Genomic DNA, 18,326 nt, shown 5'->3' on the forward strand with positions numbered 1-18,326 from the left:
TGGAGGAAATATCACGTTGGGACATCCCGCGTGCATACATAGCTAATACCTTATCTTCAATGGCAGAAACGTCTCTTTTTCGTTTCGGAATAAGCTGCGGTTCAAATGTCGATTCACGATCTCTCGGAACTTGTATATTGACTTCCCCAGAGCTTGTCTTAAGCATTTTCTTTCCATAGCCATTCCGTCTATTTGTCGTAGACTTCTCGCTTTTATCATTTGAATCATAACCTAAATGGTGATTCATTTCGCCTTTTAACATGGATTCAAACATTGGGCCAAAGATATCATTTAACGCCTTTTGCATTTCATCCACCGTCTTCGGTTGATATTTCTCTAAGATGAGGTTAGCTAACTCAACGGACTGAGGGTCACGCTTAGTTTTAGACATGTAAAAACCTCCCATTCTTATTCTCTTTATCCTACCAAAAACAAATAAACTGTGCAGTAAAAGTCGTACGCTCTTTTACTTACACAGTTTATCTTACACTCCCTAATTGAATATATTAAGAGCGTGTTTTGATCAATCTTTTCTTCAAAACACGCTTTCTTTTTGTTCATTAATCTTTTGAAAACATACGTGCAAAAAATCCTTTCTTTTCGCTTACTTCTTCTTTTGTAGCAGCTGCTTCCTGTCGGGCTTGTTGAGATTCCTTAAAAGCCAATAAAAGCTGTTCGTCACGTTTATTAAGAGATTCCGTGATATATTGCTGCTGCGTATCCATGTGCTGTTGCTGTTTTTTTAACTGTTGGACTAAGGTTGCATTAAATTCCTTCTGAAGTTCCAATTGATCTTTAATAACTTTTAAATTCTTTAGGATTAAATCAGATGCTTCAGCGTTAGGTTCAGGTCTAACAGGTTTTCCGCCTGTAGCAAAGTGGTATTCAATTTGTTTAATGGAGTAATTTTGATCACGGCTTAACTGTCTAATCAATAGTAATCTTTCTATTGCTGGTTTATCAAAATAATGATAACCATTTTCGCCCTGTATAGTGAGAATGTGTGGTTTTAATTCACGCATCCAGTTCCGAATCACACCAGGACTTTCATTAATATAATTAGCAGCTTCTTTGACGGTTAGGCGTAGTTCATCAAGGTTTTCGTCATTGTTGTTTGAACGTTGGTTTTCAGATTCGTTCATGTTTTCGATCACCCTTTCAAGATAGGTTTGAACATGTGTGAAAAAAAAGAAGTACTAGTAAAAGCCATTTTGAAGTTATGTGAAGAGATTCAATGGGGTTTCCAAACATGTTAGTTTCCTATGTTAAAAATTCGGTGTGTAAAAATAATTATCCTTTATCGAGCCTTGTCTAGTTTTGTTGCTGAAGCAAAAAAAAACCACCTTTAAGGTGGGAAAGTCATTAAGCAAAAGGATCATCGTCTAATTGATCAAGATTGGCCCATGCTTCTTTTTTCTTCTCTTCTTCAGGTTCTTCAGGATCGTCAGGATCGTCAGTTTCTTTTAGAAGAGATTCTTCAGGGTCATCCTGACTGGCTGCTGGTGTAAGTGTTTCTTCAGGTTCTATTTTTTCTTCTTCGTATGTTTTAGGAGCAAGTGCAGGTGATTTATCAAGCGAAGAAAGATCAAAATTAATCTTTCTTGGCATGATTTCTGAAACATCGATAAAACCTGTTTGTTGATAGAGTTTTTGAGCTGCATATAAGAAGAAGCTTGATAAGTCTGATTGCTTATTTATCCATTCCATAAATTCAGGGGGTACATCACGACTTATGTAAATATTGATGCGATCCCCTTGTGCATAGTCTTTCTTACGATTTCGTGCCATTAGCTGCAACACCTAATTCCTTTTCTTTTTGCTGTTCATAGCGTGGTGAACAAGTATAAACGAGCAAGCCGCGTGCATTGACAAACATAGGTTCAGATAAAAAGGTTACATTTGTTGTGCGTCCTTTTGTGTTAAGTATTTTTTGAAGGTAATCTTTTAAGACAGCTGCGCCGCCACCGTAAATGAAAACATATGGATCATCTTTTAAATCGTCAATTTTATCAATGATTACGCTGCTAATTTGTTGTGCAAGCTGCAACATACCTGTTTGGGATTCGTTTTTCAAAAGATTATGTCGAGCATGTTCAGAGTCAAAATAGATTTCGTTAAATTCAGCCATGCTATCAATCGATTTAAGAGGGTATTTACGATTCCAGCGCTTTATTATTTCAAGGATTGTTTGTTTTACCCCATAATTTAATCCTGAAGAAACCTTTGGATTGAATTTAACCCCTTCAGTAACAACCACTTCTGTAGTGCCAGCTCCAATATCAAAGTGTAGCAATGTTTTGTTTTGGAAGTCTACTTTTATGATTGTTTCGCCAACTTCAACTTTTCGTTCGATTACCTTTCCTGTTTCATCAAAAACAACGCCCCAAGCCGCAGCTGCACCTTCAGGAAGGCATTTGCAGTAATCAATTTTAATAATGACTTTAACATTTCTGCCTGATGGATGGTGAAAAGTGACTTCATGGGTTCCCATGAATCGATCCGAGTTTGCTTTTGCGTTAGCTTGTGAAATAGTACTGACAGGCAAAGCTACTGAAAGATCATAAGTAACTTCAATCTTGTCTTTGTCGTATTCCCTTTTCATTGCATCGATGGCTAGCCCAGCAAGTGTAACAATCACAGGGATTTCATCTTTTGATTTATCTGATTTTTTTTCTAATTCTACAGCTTGAAGATTATCATTTAGTACTTTTTCGCCGATCACGTAACGTTGGCTGTTAAAAGTAACGGCTTTTGAATCAATGGTTACATCAATATTATTAATCAAATCCTTTGCTGGAATATCGTCCATGTCCATGAGTTCAGTTGTTTCGCCCATATAAAGAGAATAAACAGTTGGAATTGTAATAGGATCGGAATTTTTCACCCAAAGTTTTAACCCGTTATTTCCTGCATCAGCACCAGCTTTAAAAATCGTCATTATAAAATACACTCCTTATAATTTAGTAATTTTTAACTTTCTTAGTTATATTATACACCCAATTTAATATGATGGCAATATATTTTGCGTAGTTTGTGCGCACAATATGTGTATATATTTTAGATTTTTTCTGTTTTTTGTATGTCATATAGGTATATAAAAGGCGCATTTTATGCGCATATTAGAAATATAAAAAAAGCCCTATTCGCATTTTTAAAGCGAATAGAGCATAAGGTGAAGTGTAGGCTAATCCATCTAACCCTACTAGACAATTCAAATAGATTTCTGTATAGTGAAAATAGTTTCTAATATTTACAAGATTAATTAAACAATAGATTCGTAGATCGTCCTACATAAATTATAGATTTAAATAATGAAAATCAAATAGAACAAAAAGGCAAAGTAAAAGAGCGTTGCTGGAAACAACGCTCTTCGAAAAGCTTAGCTAGCCCCCGGCCAAGGAACGCTAGCTTTGATAAAGTGAAATCATGATGCTTTTAAAACATCATAATTAATACATAAGATATGTTTACCTTATAATATCTTATGTATACCTTTTTTGCAAGTAATTTTGAGTTGGAATAATTCGTAAAACTCTTGCAAAATTCGGCATTTTTCTATCAAAGCAAACTTTTCTAGACCGGCACGGGCATTAGCTTGTGGCGGTCTTTTTGTTTTGGAAGGAGAAGCCAAATGGAAGCTGAAAAAACCATAGTCCAAGAGACTAGAAATAACCCCAAGCGTAATTCAAAATGGATGCCAGTGGAAGTCATGCAATTTATGACCCATAACAGTCTTTCTTTATATAAAAAGAAAGGTTCACATGCACCATTAGATAAATTGGTAGCTTACGAGAAGTCCGAAAAATTAAATCCTTATAAAAAGGGAGTTGTCTTTGTTTCGCCTTGTAAGGCTGATTTAGCAGAGGGGAAGGGTATTGTTGTCACTTCTTACGAAACGCTTCATGAGAAGGTGCTTGAGCTGTCTCATTGGACCCCAAATACATACCGGGGAGGTACCTATTATAATTTCAAAAAACGGCATATTAAAGGACATACACGCGAAAACTTGAAGCAAATTAATGTTATTGGGTTTGATATTGATACCAAGAATGTTGATCTGTACGCCCTTTATTTGGGATGTGAAGAATTAGGTCTACCACGACTAAACTTGCTACTGGAAACACCAAGAGGATTCCAGGCATTTTTTGTCCTGGACACGCCGTTTTATATAAATAATAACAAAGAGTACAAATCTTTGAGAGTAGCAGAACGCTTGTCAGATAATATTCGGAAAGCATTAAGCAAGTACGTTTCAGTGGATACAGGGTGTGTACCATTTGGCTTTTATCGTATTCCAAGAGAAGATAATACACTTGATTTTTATGATGAGCCAGCAAGTACAAGTCAATTGCTAAAATGGTCCAAACAGTATGAAGAACAAAATAAAAGAGCTTCCTTACATGTTATTTACGACAAGAATGCTGGAGCATTCGATCAAACGTCTTCAGACTGGTATCATGCTTTGATCCGTGCAACTGATATTCAGAAAGGACATCATGGAGCTAGTCGTAACAATGCGATTTTAACTTTAGCGATTGCCAATTATGCCAGTGGAAAACCGTTAGAAGAAGCTTATGACGAGTTGGATCAATTCAATAGTAATTTAGAGCAACCACTATCAAAAAATGAATTTGAGCGCATTTTAAAAAGTGCTTATTCAGGTAAATATAAGGGTGCAAAACGTACATATGTAGAGGGATTGTTGGAGTTATGGACAGATGGTCAAGCTCAATTTTCAGGAAGGGAAGGCTGGTATAAATTTAAAAAGCCTCGTGAAGAACGGGTGCGCTCTCATTATGAAGAACGAGAAGAAGACATTCTTGCTTATTTAGAAACCCATACAAGCCCAGAAATGGCGTTTTTAGAGGGTTCTTTAAAGATGCTCGCAGAAACGTTCGGGATGGCTGTATCGTCGCTTAAAGAGGTTTTAAAGCGATCAAAAAAAATCATAAAGCGTAGCATTGGACAAGGGCGTGCAGCTGTCACGAAAGTGGCCAGTCGATCTATGCTTTTTAAACGACTTCTTCTTTTAGGCCTAGTGACAGGGTTCCTGCTGTAGACCGCAAAGTAACTTTGGAGAAGTAATAAAATCCTATTTTTTTAGTTCTTCAAGCTTTCTTCTATTGACTGCTCTGTATAAGGAACCTTGTGATATTCCAGTTGCCGAGACAATCTCCTTTATGGAATATTCCTCACTATCATACATCCTTAGCGCAACAGCAAGCTTTTCTTTATCCAACTTGGGTCTACCTAATGTTTTCCCACGCCTTTTACTTGCTTCAAGTCCTTCCTTTACTCTCTCAGCAATAAGGTTTCTTTCTAATTCTGCAATGACACACATCATTTGGAACATGGCTTTGCCTGTAGAGGTTCTTGTATCCATATTTTCTTTTAAAGGGGTCATGTCGACAAAACGCATATATTATACGCTAAGCAAATTGCAACCTAAAAAGTCGAATTCCTATACGCTAAGGAACCGACTTTTTTAAATTTGGCTTGTTTAGTTAAATCTTTCGTACATATTGATCCTTACCCTGATCTTTCACAACTACCCCTAGCTCATTTAAATCCATTTTTAAATTTTTTGCCTTTTTCTTATCTCCTTCTCTAATTGCATTTCTACGTTCATATAAGATTGAATTGGTGTTCTCCCCAAGTAAATGATCTTCTAGGGCCCAAAGTTTGAATTCATCTACATAAGGGTCCTGTTCACACCAAAGGTAATGATGATACAGAAAGATTTCTCGTATTTTTTCCTTCTTAATATCCGTCTTTTCACTCAAAAGTTCTTGACCTTTATTTCCAGTAATTACGACATTATTATCTTCCATAAAGATTTCTTTTACCTCAGATTTTCTAATTATCTTTTCTTTATCATCTTTATTGATCAATATTTCTTGATCGCTTATGCTCATTTTTAGTGCTTCACTATAAACTGTTAGTGATAAAAGAACACCTATAACTACACCTACGAACATCAAGATAATAGACACCCAAAAAGGGTTGAATGCATCCAAAAGTTCAATGACTTTTGAATCAGAAAAGAAAGATATTCTTTTTACGAATTCCAACAACTTTGGAAGAAACCAACCTATCGTTCCTAAAACAATAGGAAATAATACTGCAATCAATTTTTCCAAGAAACCCATACCAATTGTGGATGTATTTTTCATTGGGATTGTTACCTCCGAGACTTTATAGTTAAAAATAGTTGAATTAAGATGTTTAGAGTATCTTGAAATTCTGACAAAAATATTCAATACAAATGAAAATAATAATTATCAAACAACAAATACGCATAAATATATATCCTTATTCAACCATCAATTATTCTAATTAAAGGGAAATAGACCTTTTGATGTTACATAACTATTTTTGTTATTACTCTAGTTAAATCATCCCTATACTTCTCAAGACTAAAGGAAGCCCTATTTTTAAGCATACTTTCTTCTATTGCACCTTGAATCAGAACACAGATCATTTCTACATCAAATTCATTAGAAAACTCTTGTTTCTTTTGTCCCTCTAATAAAATCTCTTTGAGCAATACATTTAACAGATCTTCCTCGTCATCATCAGCTTTATAGTAAGGCACTCCTTCTTCGTCTTTAGCGTTAAAGACAATTTCAATCAATGCGATATTATTTTTATAATTAGCCACTTGGTAAGCCAAACTAGCTTCAATATATGCTTTTAATTGTGAAATAGCCGTTTCTTCTCGAACAACCTTCCCACTAATAAAATCCAATTTTTTGTTAAATAAATGCACTAAGGTTTGATTGATTAAATCCATTTTGCCAGAAAAATGATACGAAATTAATCCTGTACTCACTTTTGCCTTTTTAGCGACTTTAGTTAAACTGACATTTGTATAGCCAAGTTCATCGAGTGTATCAATACAAGCTTGAATAATCTGTTCTCTTCGTGCTTCAGCAATAAAAGATTGTTTGTTTTCCATCAGGGTCTTCCTCTCGTTTATATTGGTTATTCAATTTTTAAATTGGTCTTTCAATCAATTTTTATTTTAATACAAACTTCTTATTCCTGTCAACACTAAGAATTCGACTATCCTGCCTAGTTAGTTTAAATACACCTTTTTCACATTCTCTTATCTATTTTTAACAGAAATATCTATTTTCTTGTTAAAAAACAACAACCATAAACGACCGTTTATGGTTATGGTGAGTGAGCGTCTTTAAAAGTCTCAAATAGTGCTAAAATACATACCCAAAACTATAACCAAAAACAGAATACCAATACATCAGCCTTAACCCCCTTTTTGGTATAATTAATTTGTATGGAAAGGGGAGTTTCAAATTGAAATTTGGTTATGCACGTGTGAGTACGCAAGATCAGTCATTATCATTACAACTTGATGCATTGGATCGTCATGGAGTGGACGAAACTTTTGAAGAAAAAGAATCTGGTAAAAGGAAAAATCGCCCGCAGTTGGAGGAGCTTCTTAAAGTATTACGTAAGGGTGACACAGTAGTTGTCTATAAATTAGATCGTATCAGTCGGAGTACCAAACATTTAATCGAACTCATGGAACAGTTTGAAGCAAAAGGAATCCATTTCGCGTCTATTCAGGATAAAATTGACACAACAACAGCTATGGGGCGATTCTTTTTCAGAATGTTGGCTAGCATAGCTGAATTAGAACGGGATATCATTAGTGAACGAACGAAAGATGGGTTGGTGGCAGCTAGATCTAGGGGAAGAAATGGAGGTAGACCGAAGGTTGAATCAAAAAAAATTATGCTTGCCATGAAGATGTATGAAAGTAAAGACTACTCCTTATCTCAAATTAAAGAAGCCACAGGAATAGGAGCAACAACGCTATATCGTTACTTGGGAAAGAAAGGGCTATCCAGCGAGGAGGTGTAACATGAGAGGGAAAGAACTATTAACCCTTGATCAGCGAAATATGTTTATGTCTATTCCTGATGATATGACTGAGCATGATATGGAAATGCACTATACTTTTACCACAGAAGATCTTGCATTTATTAATAAGCATCGAAGAGACCATAATCGCTTAGGGATTGCCTTACAACTTGCAGTTCTTCGGTATCCGGGTTGGACTTTATTTCAGATTAAAGACATTCCCAACCAAATACTCGATTATATTGCGAAACAAATTGATGTCTCCCCACAAGAATATACACAGTATGCAAAACGGGTAGCAACTCGAAATGAACACCTAGAGGAACTTCGACAGCATTATGGCTACCAAAATTTATCCTTTGGGATGTATCGAATAATTGCACAATATACTCTTCAACACGCTCTTGGGAACGGGAATACAGATTACTTGATTCGCTCAACAATTAAGGAATTGCGAAGACAAAAAGTAATTTTGCCAGCTATGACAACAATAGAAAGAATTGTATGGGAGGCTCGTCAACGGGCAGAAGAACGAATTTTTAAATCTATCAGCTCTACATTAAATGAATCTCAAAAACCAAAGTTAGATCACTTACTTGATGTAAGTTCCACCTATTCAAAGACACCCCTTGCTTGGTTACGAGAAGTTCCCGGTCAATCTTCTCCAGATGCCTTCTTAAAGGTTATAAAACGTCTTCAAGTCATACGAACTTTGCAACTTAATGTGGATATTAAAGAAATTCATCCAAATAGGGTCTTACAGTTAGCACGATTGGGTTCCAAATATGAACCCCGTTCATTCCGTAGATTTAAAGAGAATAAGAAATTTACACTTTTAATTTTACATCTCCTACAACTTAGCCAAAACCTTACTGATCATGCCTTTGAGATACATGATCGGCAAATCAGCTTATTGTTATCAAAGGGACGTAAAGCTCAAGAAGAGATTCAGAGGTTAAATGGTAAATCAGTTAATGAAAAGGTTATTCACTTTGCAGATTTGGGATCAGCATTGATTCAAGCAAAAGAACAAGGGAAGGACCCATTTGAAGCATTAGAAGCTATTATGCCTTGGGAGGACTTCGTAAACTCAATAGAAGAGGCGAAGCAATTGTCACGCCCAATGGATTACGATTACTTAGACTTACTAAAATTTCGCTTTAACTACTTACGTAAATATACCCCAACATTGTTAGAAGCCTTGGAATTCACTTCTACAAAATCAGGAGAGCCATTGCTTCAAGCTATTGAGACCATTAAAGAGATGAACAGAAATAATAAACGAAAGGTTCCAGAAGGTGCTCCTTTGGACTTTATCTCGAATCGCTGGCAAAAGCACGTTTATGATGATGACGGGAATATAAATCGCCAATACTATGAGATGTCTGTTCTTACCGAGTTAAGAAATCTTGTACGCTCAGGTAACGTTTCTATTAAAGGAAGTCGTCAGCATCAAGATTTTGATAATTATTTAGTGACAAAAGAAACATGGGAGCAAAACAAGCAGCTTAATGAACTTACCGCACCACCTTCTGTTGATGAATACTTAAAAGGAAAAATGGATGTATTACATAATCGGCTTGAATGGATTAAAGCGAATATCACAGAATTAGATGGGGTTAATTTTGAGGATGGACGGCTGCATGTCCATCGTTTGGAGAAAAACGTTCCAGAAAAAGCACGAGAATATAGTTTATCTCTATATCAACTGATACCTCGTGTGAAGCTGACAGATTTGCTTATGGAAGTAGCAAGTTGGACGGGATTCGACAAGCAGTTTCTTCATGCTTCTACACTGCATCCTCCAAAAGAAGAAGAAAAGCCAGCGATCATGGCAGCGATTATGGCTATGGGAACAAATATCGGTCTTACTAAGATGGCAGAAGCGACACAAGGAGTTTCATACCGGCAAATGTCCACAGCCTCACAGTGGCGTTTATATGAAGATGCCATGAATAAAGCACAAGCCATTATGGTGAATTTTCAGCATCAGTTAAGCTTGTCGTCGTACTGGGGAGATGGTACATCTTCTTCTTCAGATGGAATGCGTGTTCAAGTAGGAGTTTCATCCTTACACGCTGATGCAAATCCACATTATGGAACGGGAAAAGGAGCAACCATTTATCGCTTTGTTAGTGACCAATTTTCTAGCTTCTATACGAAAGTGATTAATACAAACGCAAGAGACGCTGTTCATGTTATAGATGGTTTATTGCATCATGAAACCGACTTGCATATTAAAGAACATTATACAGACACAGCCGGTTATACAGATCAAGTATTCGGACTAACTAATTTGTTAGGGTTTCGGTTTGCCCCAAGATTACGAGACCTTGCAGATTCAAAACTTTACTCATTTGAAAAGCCCGACCAATATCCAGAAATGGAGAAGTTGCTACGTGGAAGAATTAACACCAAGATCATTCAGGAAAATTATGATGATGTATTAAGGTTGGCACATTCCATTCGTAAAGGAACGGTATCTGCCTCTCTCATTATGGGGAAATTAGGTTCTTATTCTCGTCAAAATAGCCTTGCTACTACACTAAGAGAGATGGGACGTATTGATAAAACTTTGTTTATATTAGACTACATTTCTAGCGAAACATTACGTCGGAGAATCCAACGTGGATTAAATAAAGGTGAAGCCATGAATGCCTTGGCACGAGCTATTTTCTTTGGGAAACATGGGGAACTTAGAGAAAGAGCACTACAAGATCAGTTGCAGCGTGCCAGCGCCTTAAACCTCATTATTAATGCTATTAGTATTTGGAATACCGTGTATCTATCACAAGCAATTGAACATTTTAAAACTACAGGAAAATATCAAGAGAAATTGCTTCCACACATATCACCATTAGGATGGAAACACATAAACTTTCTAGGTGAATATTCATTTAAACCTGAGATTTCGACCTTTCATTCCCTACGTCCACTCAGAACATAAATAAAACCCTGATTTTTCTGCTTAGCGTAGAAAAATCAGGGTTTTACCTTCTGAAAAGTTCCTTATCGAACAATTCATCGAAGACCATCCCTTTTCAATCTTCCCTACGATTGGAAATACAGAACGTCCTGACAAAGCTTCAGCCTTATTAATGGAAGGAAGAATTGTGATCATTGTAAATGGGGATTCGGTCAGTTTGTTTGTTCCATCCCTATTTCTTGAAAATATAAAAAGTATAGAAGATTACAGTTCTCGACCCTATTATAGTTCCTTCATTCGAATGCTGCGTTTCGTGTCATTTGTAATCAGTATTTCTTTACCAGGCATTTATATTGCAGCTATTAATTTTCATAAGGTGATGATTCCATCTGATATGATTGTCCCTATTATTCAAGCGCGAGAGACGGTCCCATTCCCTCTAGCAATGGAAATTGCCATGATGATTTTAATGTTTGAAGTTGTCCGTGAGGCTGGTGTCAGACTTCCTCAACAAATTGGCTCAGCGTTAAGTATTGTTGGTGCTTTGATTCTGGGACAAGTCTCAGTCTCAGCCGGACTTGTTGGTGCACCGACCATTATTGTTGTATCCATATCGTACATTGCTGCCTTTGTTATCACCCCAATTGCAGACGTCACCGCACTTCTTAGGATAGGATTATTTATTGCTAGTAGCTTATTCGGGGGATATGGACTAATTGTCGCCATGCTCGGTTTATTAACACATATGATCTCTTTAACATCGTTTGGGATTCCATTTATGGCGCCATTTGCACCTTTTTATTTTCAGGATTGGAAAGATTCACTGATTCGTTTGCCGTTGAGGTGGAAAAAACAGCGACCAAAAAGTATACCGAATCAGCGTAAGACTAGAATTAGATCATTACCTAAAACAGGTGATAAATGATGGTAAGGATGCTAACTATCATCCCATTATTATTTTTATTAACCGGCTGTTGGAGTAGTCAAGAACTTGATAAATCAGCACTTGTACATGGGGTAGGGTTGGATAAATCTGACGGACAATTACGAATTAGCGTCGAAATCATAAAACCAACTGGACCAAGTGAACAAGGTGGAGGAGAGGGGGGCGGAGGAAATGGCCAAAATATTCTATTAGAAAGAGACGCGGACTCATTGATACAAGGCGCAAGAGAATTCATAAAAGATGCGAAACGTCGGCTTTATTTTGAGCATACTCGTTTATGGGTGATTGGTGAGGAATTAGCAAAAGATAATTTTATTGACTACCTTGATGAAATCAGACGCGATCAAATGTTTCGTTTGAATAGTTATCTTTTCATTACAGAAGAAAATCCAATTGATATTTTGGGTACTTCTACACTTTATGAAGATCTTTCTTCGGCAGAAATAGTTTCTGCTTTAGAACAAACACAATATATTGCTGAATTTACATCCGTAAAAATGTATGAATTTTATAAGTTAATTGAGGGCCCTATTCCTAATGCCTATTTGCCGATAATTCGAACAAGAAAAGAAAAGGGTAAAGCAATTACTTCAATAGACGGCACTGCTGTTATTAACACTTATAAAATGGTCGGTAAACTGAATACAGATGAAACTGTTGGGCTGAATGTCCTTTTAAACAAGGTAAAAGGCGGAAGTGAAACTGTATCTCTGAATGACAAGGAGATGATCTCTGTAGAGATAAAGAAATTAGAAACGGAAATAAATCCAACATTAGATGGTAATCAGCTTGAAGCATATCTGAATATCGAGATAGAGGGAACTTTAGCTGATAATACTACGAATAGGAATATAAATGATCAATGGATAAGTAAAGTTGAAGAAGAAGTATCAAATCAGACTGAAAAATACGTACGTTTAACTTTGAATAAGCTTCAAAAGGTAATAAAGACTGATATATCAGGAATTGGACTGGAAACCTACAGAAAATATCCAAAACAATGGAAAAATGTCCAATCTGAATGGAATGAGATTTTTTCTAATGCAGATATAATGATTGATGTTCATACAAATATTACTCATCAAGGTCTTATTAATAAAAGTGTAGAAAAAAATCACAAAAAGCCTTATAACAACCCTTATAAACGATAGATTCTATGGACAATGAAGAAGGAGATTACTGATATGTTAACGAAATGGGAGACACTTTTTTTATTAATAATGACGCTTCCAATCATGGGACATGTCGTGATTCTTCCGTTAATGCTCGATGTTGCTGGGAGAGATGCTTGGATTTCCATAATTATATCACTTCCGGCAGCATTTACGTTGGCAATCTCCATTTATCGTTTGAGACTTAAATACCCAAAACAAAATATTTCTAATATGCTTCACAATTTATTAGGAAAACCTTTTGGAGTGATGATAAAGATAATTTTCATTATCTACTTTTTATTTTTAACAATTTTCTCGTTTGCTTTGTTAGTTGATTTTATCTACATTGCCTTTTTGCCTGAGACACCACGATTGGCTATACTGGTCTGGTTTTTGTTATTCTTTGTTTATGCAGCTTCAAAAGGTATTAAAAGAATTGCATTAACGGCAGGAATACTAGCAATAATTGCTATGGCGACTGGACATACAGTCACGATTTTGGACAGACCAATGAAAGATTGGAGTGAGCTCCAACCTATATTTGAGTTTGGTTGGAATCCAATATTATGGGGATCTTTGATAATTTTAAGTATATGGGTAGAATTATTACTACTTTTATTTCTACCCATTCAAAACATTCGTGAAAAACGAATGTTTTTACTATGGAGTATTGGAATTTTGTTAAATGCACTTATGATGTTTTCAACAACTATAGGTAGTATTACGATTTTCGGATTAGGTCAGGCTGATAATTTTGTATATCCCGCATTAGAGTCAGTACGAATTATTAGTTTAGGATTCATTGATCGTTTTGATATTTATGGATTACTATTAATGGCTGTAGGGACATACATACGCTGCAGTCTATACTTCCGAATCGCTTATGATATAACTGTATCAAAGGTTTCCTCAAAGTGGATAAGACGATTTGGGTTTACGGGGTTTGTTTTACTCGTATTCCTTGGTACGTACTATTTATCAAAAGAACATCTTCGGCTAGATAAAACATTAGATATTTACGCATATATGATTGTCCTGTTTCCTATTCCATTTTTGTTACTAGGTATCTCTTATTTAAAAGGAAAAACAAAGCAGAGTTAGCTCCCAAAAAGGGAAAAGTGATGCTTACCTTATGTCTTAAGTTTTGCAAAAATCATTGCTAGATAAGGGGGTATTTTCAGAGTTATGATTTTAAAAGTATAACTATCAGTTGATAAAAAAGTAAGCAAGGCAAGCACCCTATCATTGTGCAGATACATCAATACTACGGGGACTACATACCGTTTTAATTTCAGCTAGATTGGACAATTCACCTCGATCACGTATATGAATTTTTCTCGCATCAACCTCAAAGTCCTCAAGCTAATATCTTGATGGGATATTAGCTGGCTTTTGTCACCGATCAAAATGATAAAAAACTACGACACCTTCAACTTAATAGGTATTCGCTGATTCATATTGAGTTCAAAAGTTCCGTATGGATTGACATGATGATAAAATAAAGGTGTTAATCCCCTAAAATCTTCTGGAGTCATTTTCTTCAACCAATATTGGTTGTTGTCATAAAGAACCTCTTGTACCATTAAGGTATTCATATAGACTAAGCAATTTTGCAGCAATTGAAGTGATAAGGCAGACACCTCTTGATCTTCTATCGAATTGGAACGAATCTCACTGTCTTTCCCATAGAAAATATAAGTATTCACTGAGTTCCATTGTTCCACTGTATTTAATCCTTCATGGATCTCTCTTCGAATCTCTTCATAGTGTAAATAATCACATAAAAAGATCGTTTTAATCGCTTTTCCTAATTCACATAAAGCCTGATAGGTTGGATGTTTCGTATCCCTTGTAAATCGCTTTAATATGGATTCGGCAGAAGCAGTACCTAACCGTAGAGCAGTTGCAAACTTAATGATTTGTTCATACTGTTGCCGAATAAGATCCCAGTTAATCGGTCTACTTAAAACCTGTTGTAGGTGAGGATATTCCTCATTCATGCCGGCTTCTGGACGATATAGCTTTTGAGATCCAATATTTTTAAACCGTGGCATCAGTTTAAAACCAAGTAGATGACAAAAAGCAAATGCAACGACACTTTGTCCGTGTGTATCGACATAATTTCTGTCAACCTCCATGTCCGTACAGTGACGAAGAACCCCTTCCATCATTGCTGCCACCTCAGAAGAAAGGCAGGACTTAAGCTGAGAATAGATACAAGCTGATTTTCGATCTGTATGCCAATAGATCATGACTCCATGCTTCTTATAACGAGGATGCCATTCTGAAAGCAAGTTCTGATCAAAAGAGCCAAAATGTTTTGAATCGGAAGCACATGCAGTGGTAGCTTCTCCCCATACCTCTTTCATTCGATTGTAGATGATATGGTTGGTAACCTCGGCGTTGGCTTTTCGCAAATGATCCTTATGAATAAATTTTTGGCGTATATATCGAAGTTCTCGATAACTATCTAGATGGTTTCCAGCAGAAACTGTTTTCAAACCTGTATTCGTTCCTAATCCAAATAAACTTAGAAGAAGCCTTCGTTGGACGGTTTCTCGATCTAAAATCTCTCGATTGGCGGTGGTTTTAAAGTTTTTGGTAAACTCCGTATGAAAATCTGTTTCTTTTAGTAAATCCAATAGGTTAATGTCGGTCCAACGGTTCTTAATCTCCTGTTTAAGCATCGTCACATGTGGAGGTTCTGGTTGCTTTTCGAGTGGAGTGACTCTAATCCATCCTTTATTATTTCTGGTAGTAATGGCTACTTTTTCGTTACTATGATCTCCTAGCCCTTGATTCAATAAATGGAGTTTATCTTTCATCAACTGTAGAATATCTTCAATAAAAGGCTCTACATCAAGTGGTGCTTTCAGTGCTTGAAAATATTCTTCCTTGTTCTCTTCAAAATCTTGAGGGAGATCTTCATCTGGGTTTCGATATCGATCAGCACCCTCAATCCAAATTTCTTTACACCGAAGTCGAGTGCGAAGCGATTGGATCACTGCAATTTCATAGTTGATTCGATTTACTCTTTCTATCCCTTTGCTGTCTGTCTCGACAATAACATCTTTCCATTTCGGCTGAATTACACCTTCAATGGGAACTTCATCTCCAGCAGCAAAATAACGTTGCCCACTTTCTCCATACTCTCGTATGAGTTGAATACCCTTAATAATCGGCTGATGAAATTGATTATTTGAGCGAAAAGTAAGGTTGTTTAAAATTTTAGAAAGTGACTTTCGATAATGCCCTTGGTAAGAAGAATGCATTTTTGTATAGATTTTTTCTTTGTATTCCCGATTATTTTTTGTCATGTCCTTAATAATATCTCGAATCATATCAGAGCTAACAATAGGGAATAAAGTATCTTGAATGACCCCTTCTGGGTGATCTACGGTTGCTTTTAATAAATTGACAATATGTCTATTTTTTCCTTGGACTCTTTCTAATTCTTCTACTGCTTCTTTTCGGGTTGTATTTTTGGCCTTATTTCCAAATTTATGCGTAATTTCATCCAATAAATCAGCTAAATAATCAATGACTTCTTCATGACGATGCGTAAATAAAATGGCAAGAAGGGTATAGCGAATGGGTGCAGGGTGTGCACGCAATTCTGTTACGGTTTCTGTAGCTGCACGGAGTCGATATTTCTTTACTAATTTCGGAGTCAAATGATGAAATAATCTTGGAGGAATGTGTAGGTGCCGAATAGCTAACAATTTTTTAACTTCCATTTCCATGGTACTTACACTTGGTTTGCTAGGAGAAGATAAAAGTTGCCGAAAAGTTAAAATATCTGATTCCTTTTCCTTATGAAACTCTTCTTCAAAACCTTCTACTGTTACTTCATCAGTAAAAGATTCCAGTAACGCATCTAATCTCGAACAAGTCCTAGAAGATAGCTGCTGATAAATCGATTGATATAAATCCTTTTCAAAAGTGTCAATGGAGGAATCGATCATACGCTTTAAACTTCCATTTGAAGGAGGTTCGACTTTCCACTTGCGAAACAGACTGTATGCCTGACTTTTTAAATAGTCGATATCATGTGTAAACTGAACTTGTTCGTTTAACCACTCTGTCAAAAGTTCGTTATCTTTTGCTGTAAGTTCTTGAAAATCAAAGAATTCTCTAATTTGTTTTCGATGATAAGTAAAGTTTCTTTCATCTGCTCCCCAACGATATTCCTCAAAGAGTGATGAAGATAACCCTAATTGCTGCCCTATAAATTCAACTACCACTTTGGGAATATCTTGTTTCTTGGAAGGAAATCTAGCCTCTTGTTGAAAGTACTTTAATAATATCGCAAATCCTAAACGACTTGCCCCTGTTTTATTACCAATTAGCTTTCTTTCAATGGGTAGTACTACAAAATGTTCTAGTAGCTCATCTTCATTCCAATTTCGTTTCATAAATAACCTTCCCCTAACTTTAGAATAATCACTCTTTTGAGTGTAATCTATTGATTAGAGGATGAAAACAATACTTTGCGGTCTAGAGCAGCTACCCTGTCACTAGGCCTTAAACAAATGAGGGCTAGAATTTAACAAGCCCTCATAAAAAGTCGAATCCTTAGCGTAAAGGACTTCGGCTTTTTGGTGTAAGTTCCTGCTTAGCGTACAAAATTCGCATTTTTAGCTTAGGACGCCTTATAATTCTTTACTTTTATATATAGGCAAATTATGATCACCTTAAATGCTAATTAAATAGACTAAGAACAAAAACCCTTATGTAAGATATTACATAAGGGTTTTTGTTCTTAAAAATAACATGCTTCTAAAATGAAAAAGGTCCTAGATATATTTAATATACAATTGTCAGTTTATATTCTAAAATTTAATTTTTGAGTAGATGAACATTCATAATGAATGCCAAAAAGAGTATAAAAGGGAGTTTTATACTCTTTTTGGCATTCTAAAATTGAAATTTGGGCTTTTGTTATTCTTCTATTTTTCAGCTATATTCTTAAAAAATAGGAGGATGAGAAATGGATAAAATTTATGAGGTAGTAAAAATAAAACAGGAAATAAATGAAATAGATGAATTCCATATGTCATGGATCGCTGACTCTCCATTTAAAGTTGTGAAATTAATTAGCTCATTCATAGCACATGAAGATAGAGAAGTATTCTTGGTATTAATGTTGAATACAAGACACCAGGTAATCGCCATTCATCGAGCTAGTGTTGGTTCTCTCAATGCTAGTTTAATTCATCCAAGGGAAATTATGAAGGCAGCTATCTTAAATAATGCATCATCTTTTATTGTTAGTCATCAGCATCCATCAGGGAATACATCAGCCAGCAAAGAGGATATGGTATGTCAACACTAAACTAGACAACTTTTTTAAGGTGTTCAAGTTTATAATCAATTGGACTTACATAACCAAGTGTCCCATGAATTCGTATGT

The 18,326-nt window shown here is 35.9% G+C and carries 14 protein-coding genes and 2 pseudogenes; 7 read left to right on the plus strand and 9 right to left on the minus strand.

The window, feature by feature from the left end; translation table 11 throughout:
* The 4 genes from J2S17_RS27985 to J2S17_RS28000 all read right to left on the minus strand — a co-directional run.
* Positions 1-391: transposase (locus J2S17_RS27985; RefSeq protein WP_307480488.1), on the minus strand; the 391-nt coding region annotated here is incomplete at its 3' end.
* A gap of 169 nt (positions 392-560) precedes the next feature.
* Entirely contained in the window at positions 561-1,142 is a 582-nt protein-coding gene (locus tag J2S17_RS27990) for a DUF3967 domain-containing protein (RefSeq protein ID WP_307480491.1), read from the minus strand.
* Positions 1,143-1,362: 220 nt separating this feature from the next.
* Positions 1,363-1,788 (minus strand): hypothetical protein, encoded by a 426-nt coding sequence (locus J2S17_RS27995; protein WP_307480494.1) that lies wholly within the window; start codon positions 1,786-1,788, stop codon positions 1,363-1,365.
* A complete protein-coding gene (locus tag J2S17_RS28000) occupies positions 1,772-2,941 on the minus strand; it encodes a ParM/StbA family protein (protein WP_307480508.1) in 1,170 nt (389 codons plus the stop codon). Before J2S17_RS28000 ends, J2S17_RS27995 begins: the two co-directional genes overlap by 17 nt.
* Before the next feature lie 690 nt (positions 2,942-3,631).
* Between J2S17_RS28000 and J2S17_RS28005 the strand changes: the two genes are divergently transcribed.
* Entirely contained in the window at positions 3,632-5,059 is a 1,428-nt protein-coding gene (locus tag J2S17_RS28005) for a primase C-terminal domain-containing protein (RefSeq protein WP_307480496.1), read from the plus strand.
* 33 nt (positions 5,060-5,092) lie between these two features.
* Here J2S17_RS28005 and J2S17_RS28010 read toward each other — a convergent pair.
* The 3 genes and pseudogenes from J2S17_RS28010 to J2S17_RS28020 all read right to left on the minus strand — a co-directional run.
* A pseudogene (locus J2S17_RS28010) lies at positions 5,093-5,398 on the minus strand (recombinase family protein); the annotation flags it as partial.
* Between the two features lie 106 nt (positions 5,399-5,504).
* Entirely contained in the window at positions 5,505-6,173 is a 669-nt protein-coding gene (locus J2S17_RS28015; protein ID WP_071220738.1) for a YqeB family protein, read from the minus strand.
* 188 nt (positions 6,174-6,361) lie between these two features.
* A complete protein-coding gene (locus tag J2S17_RS28020; protein ID WP_071220739.1) occupies positions 6,362-6,958 on the minus strand; it encodes a TetR/AcrR family transcriptional regulator in 597 nt (198 codons plus the stop codon).
* A gap of 359 nt (positions 6,959-7,317) precedes the next feature.
* Here J2S17_RS28020 and J2S17_RS28025 point away from each other — a divergent pair, with 359 nt between their 5' ends.
* The 5 genes from J2S17_RS28025 to J2S17_RS28045 are packed head-to-tail and all read left to right on the plus strand — an operon-like array spanning position 7,318 to position 14,014.
* Positions 7,318-7,887 carry a recombinase family protein gene (locus tag J2S17_RS28025; protein WP_076315855.1) on the plus strand — a complete coding sequence of 190 codons (570 nt, stop codon included), beginning with the start codon at positions 7,318-7,320 and terminating at the stop codon, positions 7,885-7,887.
* 1 nt (position 7,888) lies between these two features.
* The gene (locus J2S17_RS28030; protein ID WP_307480498.1) at positions 7,889-10,834 is read left to right on the plus strand and encodes a Tn3 family transposase; all 2,946 of its coding nucleotides are present in this window, start codon (positions 7,889-7,891) and stop codon (positions 10,832-10,834) included.
* 34 nt (positions 10,835-10,868) lie between these two features.
* Complete coding sequence (locus J2S17_RS28035) at positions 10,869-11,738, plus strand: spore germination protein (protein ID WP_307480510.1); 870 nt, start codon at positions 10,869-10,871, stop codon at positions 11,736-11,738.
* Positions 11,738-12,910, plus strand: coding sequence for a Ger(x)C family spore germination protein (locus J2S17_RS28040; RefSeq protein WP_307480501.1), 1,173 nt, complete (start codon positions 11,738-11,740; stop codon positions 12,908-12,910). The genes J2S17_RS28035 and J2S17_RS28040 overlap by 1 nt, the downstream gene beginning before the upstream one ends.
* A 33-nt stretch (positions 12,911-12,943) precedes the next feature.
* Entirely contained in the window at positions 12,944-14,014 is a 1,071-nt protein-coding gene (locus tag J2S17_RS28045) for a GerAB/ArcD/ProY family transporter (protein WP_307480504.1), read from the plus strand.
* A 144-nt stretch (positions 14,015-14,158) separates the two neighbouring features.
* On the opposite strand, the pseudogene J2S17_RS29010 reads toward J2S17_RS28045, so the two are convergent.
* Together J2S17_RS29010 and J2S17_RS28050 are read right to left on the minus strand one after the other, a co-directional pair.
* A pseudogene (locus tag J2S17_RS29010) lies at positions 14,159-14,275 on the minus strand (tyrosine-type recombinase/integrase); the annotation flags it as partial.
* Positions 14,276-14,331: 56 nt separating this feature from the next.
* Positions 14,332-17,328 carry a Tn3 family transposase gene (locus tag J2S17_RS28050; RefSeq protein WP_009336476.1) on the minus strand — a complete coding sequence of 999 codons (2,997 nt, stop codon included), beginning with the start codon at positions 17,326-17,328 and terminating at the stop codon, positions 14,332-14,334.
* Positions 17,329-17,903: 575 nt separating this feature from the next.
* On the opposite strand from J2S17_RS28050, the gene J2S17_RS28055 reads away from it, so the two are divergent.
* Positions 17,904-18,248, plus strand: a complete 345-nt coding sequence (locus J2S17_RS28055) for a JAB domain-containing protein (RefSeq protein ID WP_307480507.1) — start codon at positions 17,904-17,906, stop codon at positions 18,246-18,248.
* Positions 18,249-18,326: the final 78 nt, after the last annotated feature.

The organism is Cytobacillus purgationiresistens (genome assembly GCF_030813235.1).
Taxonomy (GTDB): domain Bacteria; phylum Bacillota; class Bacilli; order Bacillales; family Cytobacillaceae; genus Cytobacillus; species Cytobacillus purgationiresistens.

What these genes read in the sequence shown, in the direction of transcription:
- J2S17_RS28045 (WP_307480504.1), top strand. Translation starts at nt 12,944, where the DNA reads ATGTTAACGAAATGGGAGACACTTTTTTTATTAATAATGACGCTTCCA.
- J2S17_RS28015 (WP_071220738.1), bottom strand. Translation starts at nt 6,173, where the DNA reads ATGAAAAATACATCCACAATTGGTATGGGTTTCTTGGAAAAATTGATT.
- J2S17_RS27990 (WP_307480491.1), bottom strand. Translation starts at nt 1,142, where the DNA reads ATGAACGAATCTGAAAACCAACGTTCAAACAACAATGACGAAAACCTT.
- J2S17_RS28020 (WP_071220739.1), bottom strand. Translation starts at nt 6,958, where the DNA reads ATGGAAAACAAACAATCTTTTATTGCTGAAGCACGAAGAGAACAGATT.
- J2S17_RS28055 (WP_307480507.1), top strand. Translation starts at nt 17,904, where the DNA reads ATGGATAAAATTTATGAGGTAGTAAAAATAAAACAGGAAATAAATGAA.
- J2S17_RS28040 (WP_307480501.1), top strand. Translation starts at nt 11,738, where the DNA reads ATGGTAAGGATGCTAACTATCATCCCATTATTATTTTTATTAACCGGC.
- J2S17_RS28030 (WP_307480498.1), top strand. Translation starts at nt 7,889, where the DNA reads ATGAGAGGGAAAGAACTATTAACCCTTGATCAGCGAAATATGTTTATG.
- J2S17_RS28005 (WP_307480496.1), top strand. Translation starts at nt 3,632, where the DNA reads ATGGAAGCTGAAAAAACCATAGTCCAAGAGACTAGAAATAACCCCAAG.
- J2S17_RS28050 (WP_009336476.1), bottom strand. Translation starts at nt 17,328, where the DNA reads ATGAAACGAAATTGGAATGAAGATGAGCTACTAGAACATTTTGTAGTA.
- J2S17_RS27995 (WP_307480494.1), bottom strand. Translation starts at nt 1,788, where the DNA reads ATGGCACGAAATCGTAAGAAAGACTATGCACAAGGGGATCGCATCAAT.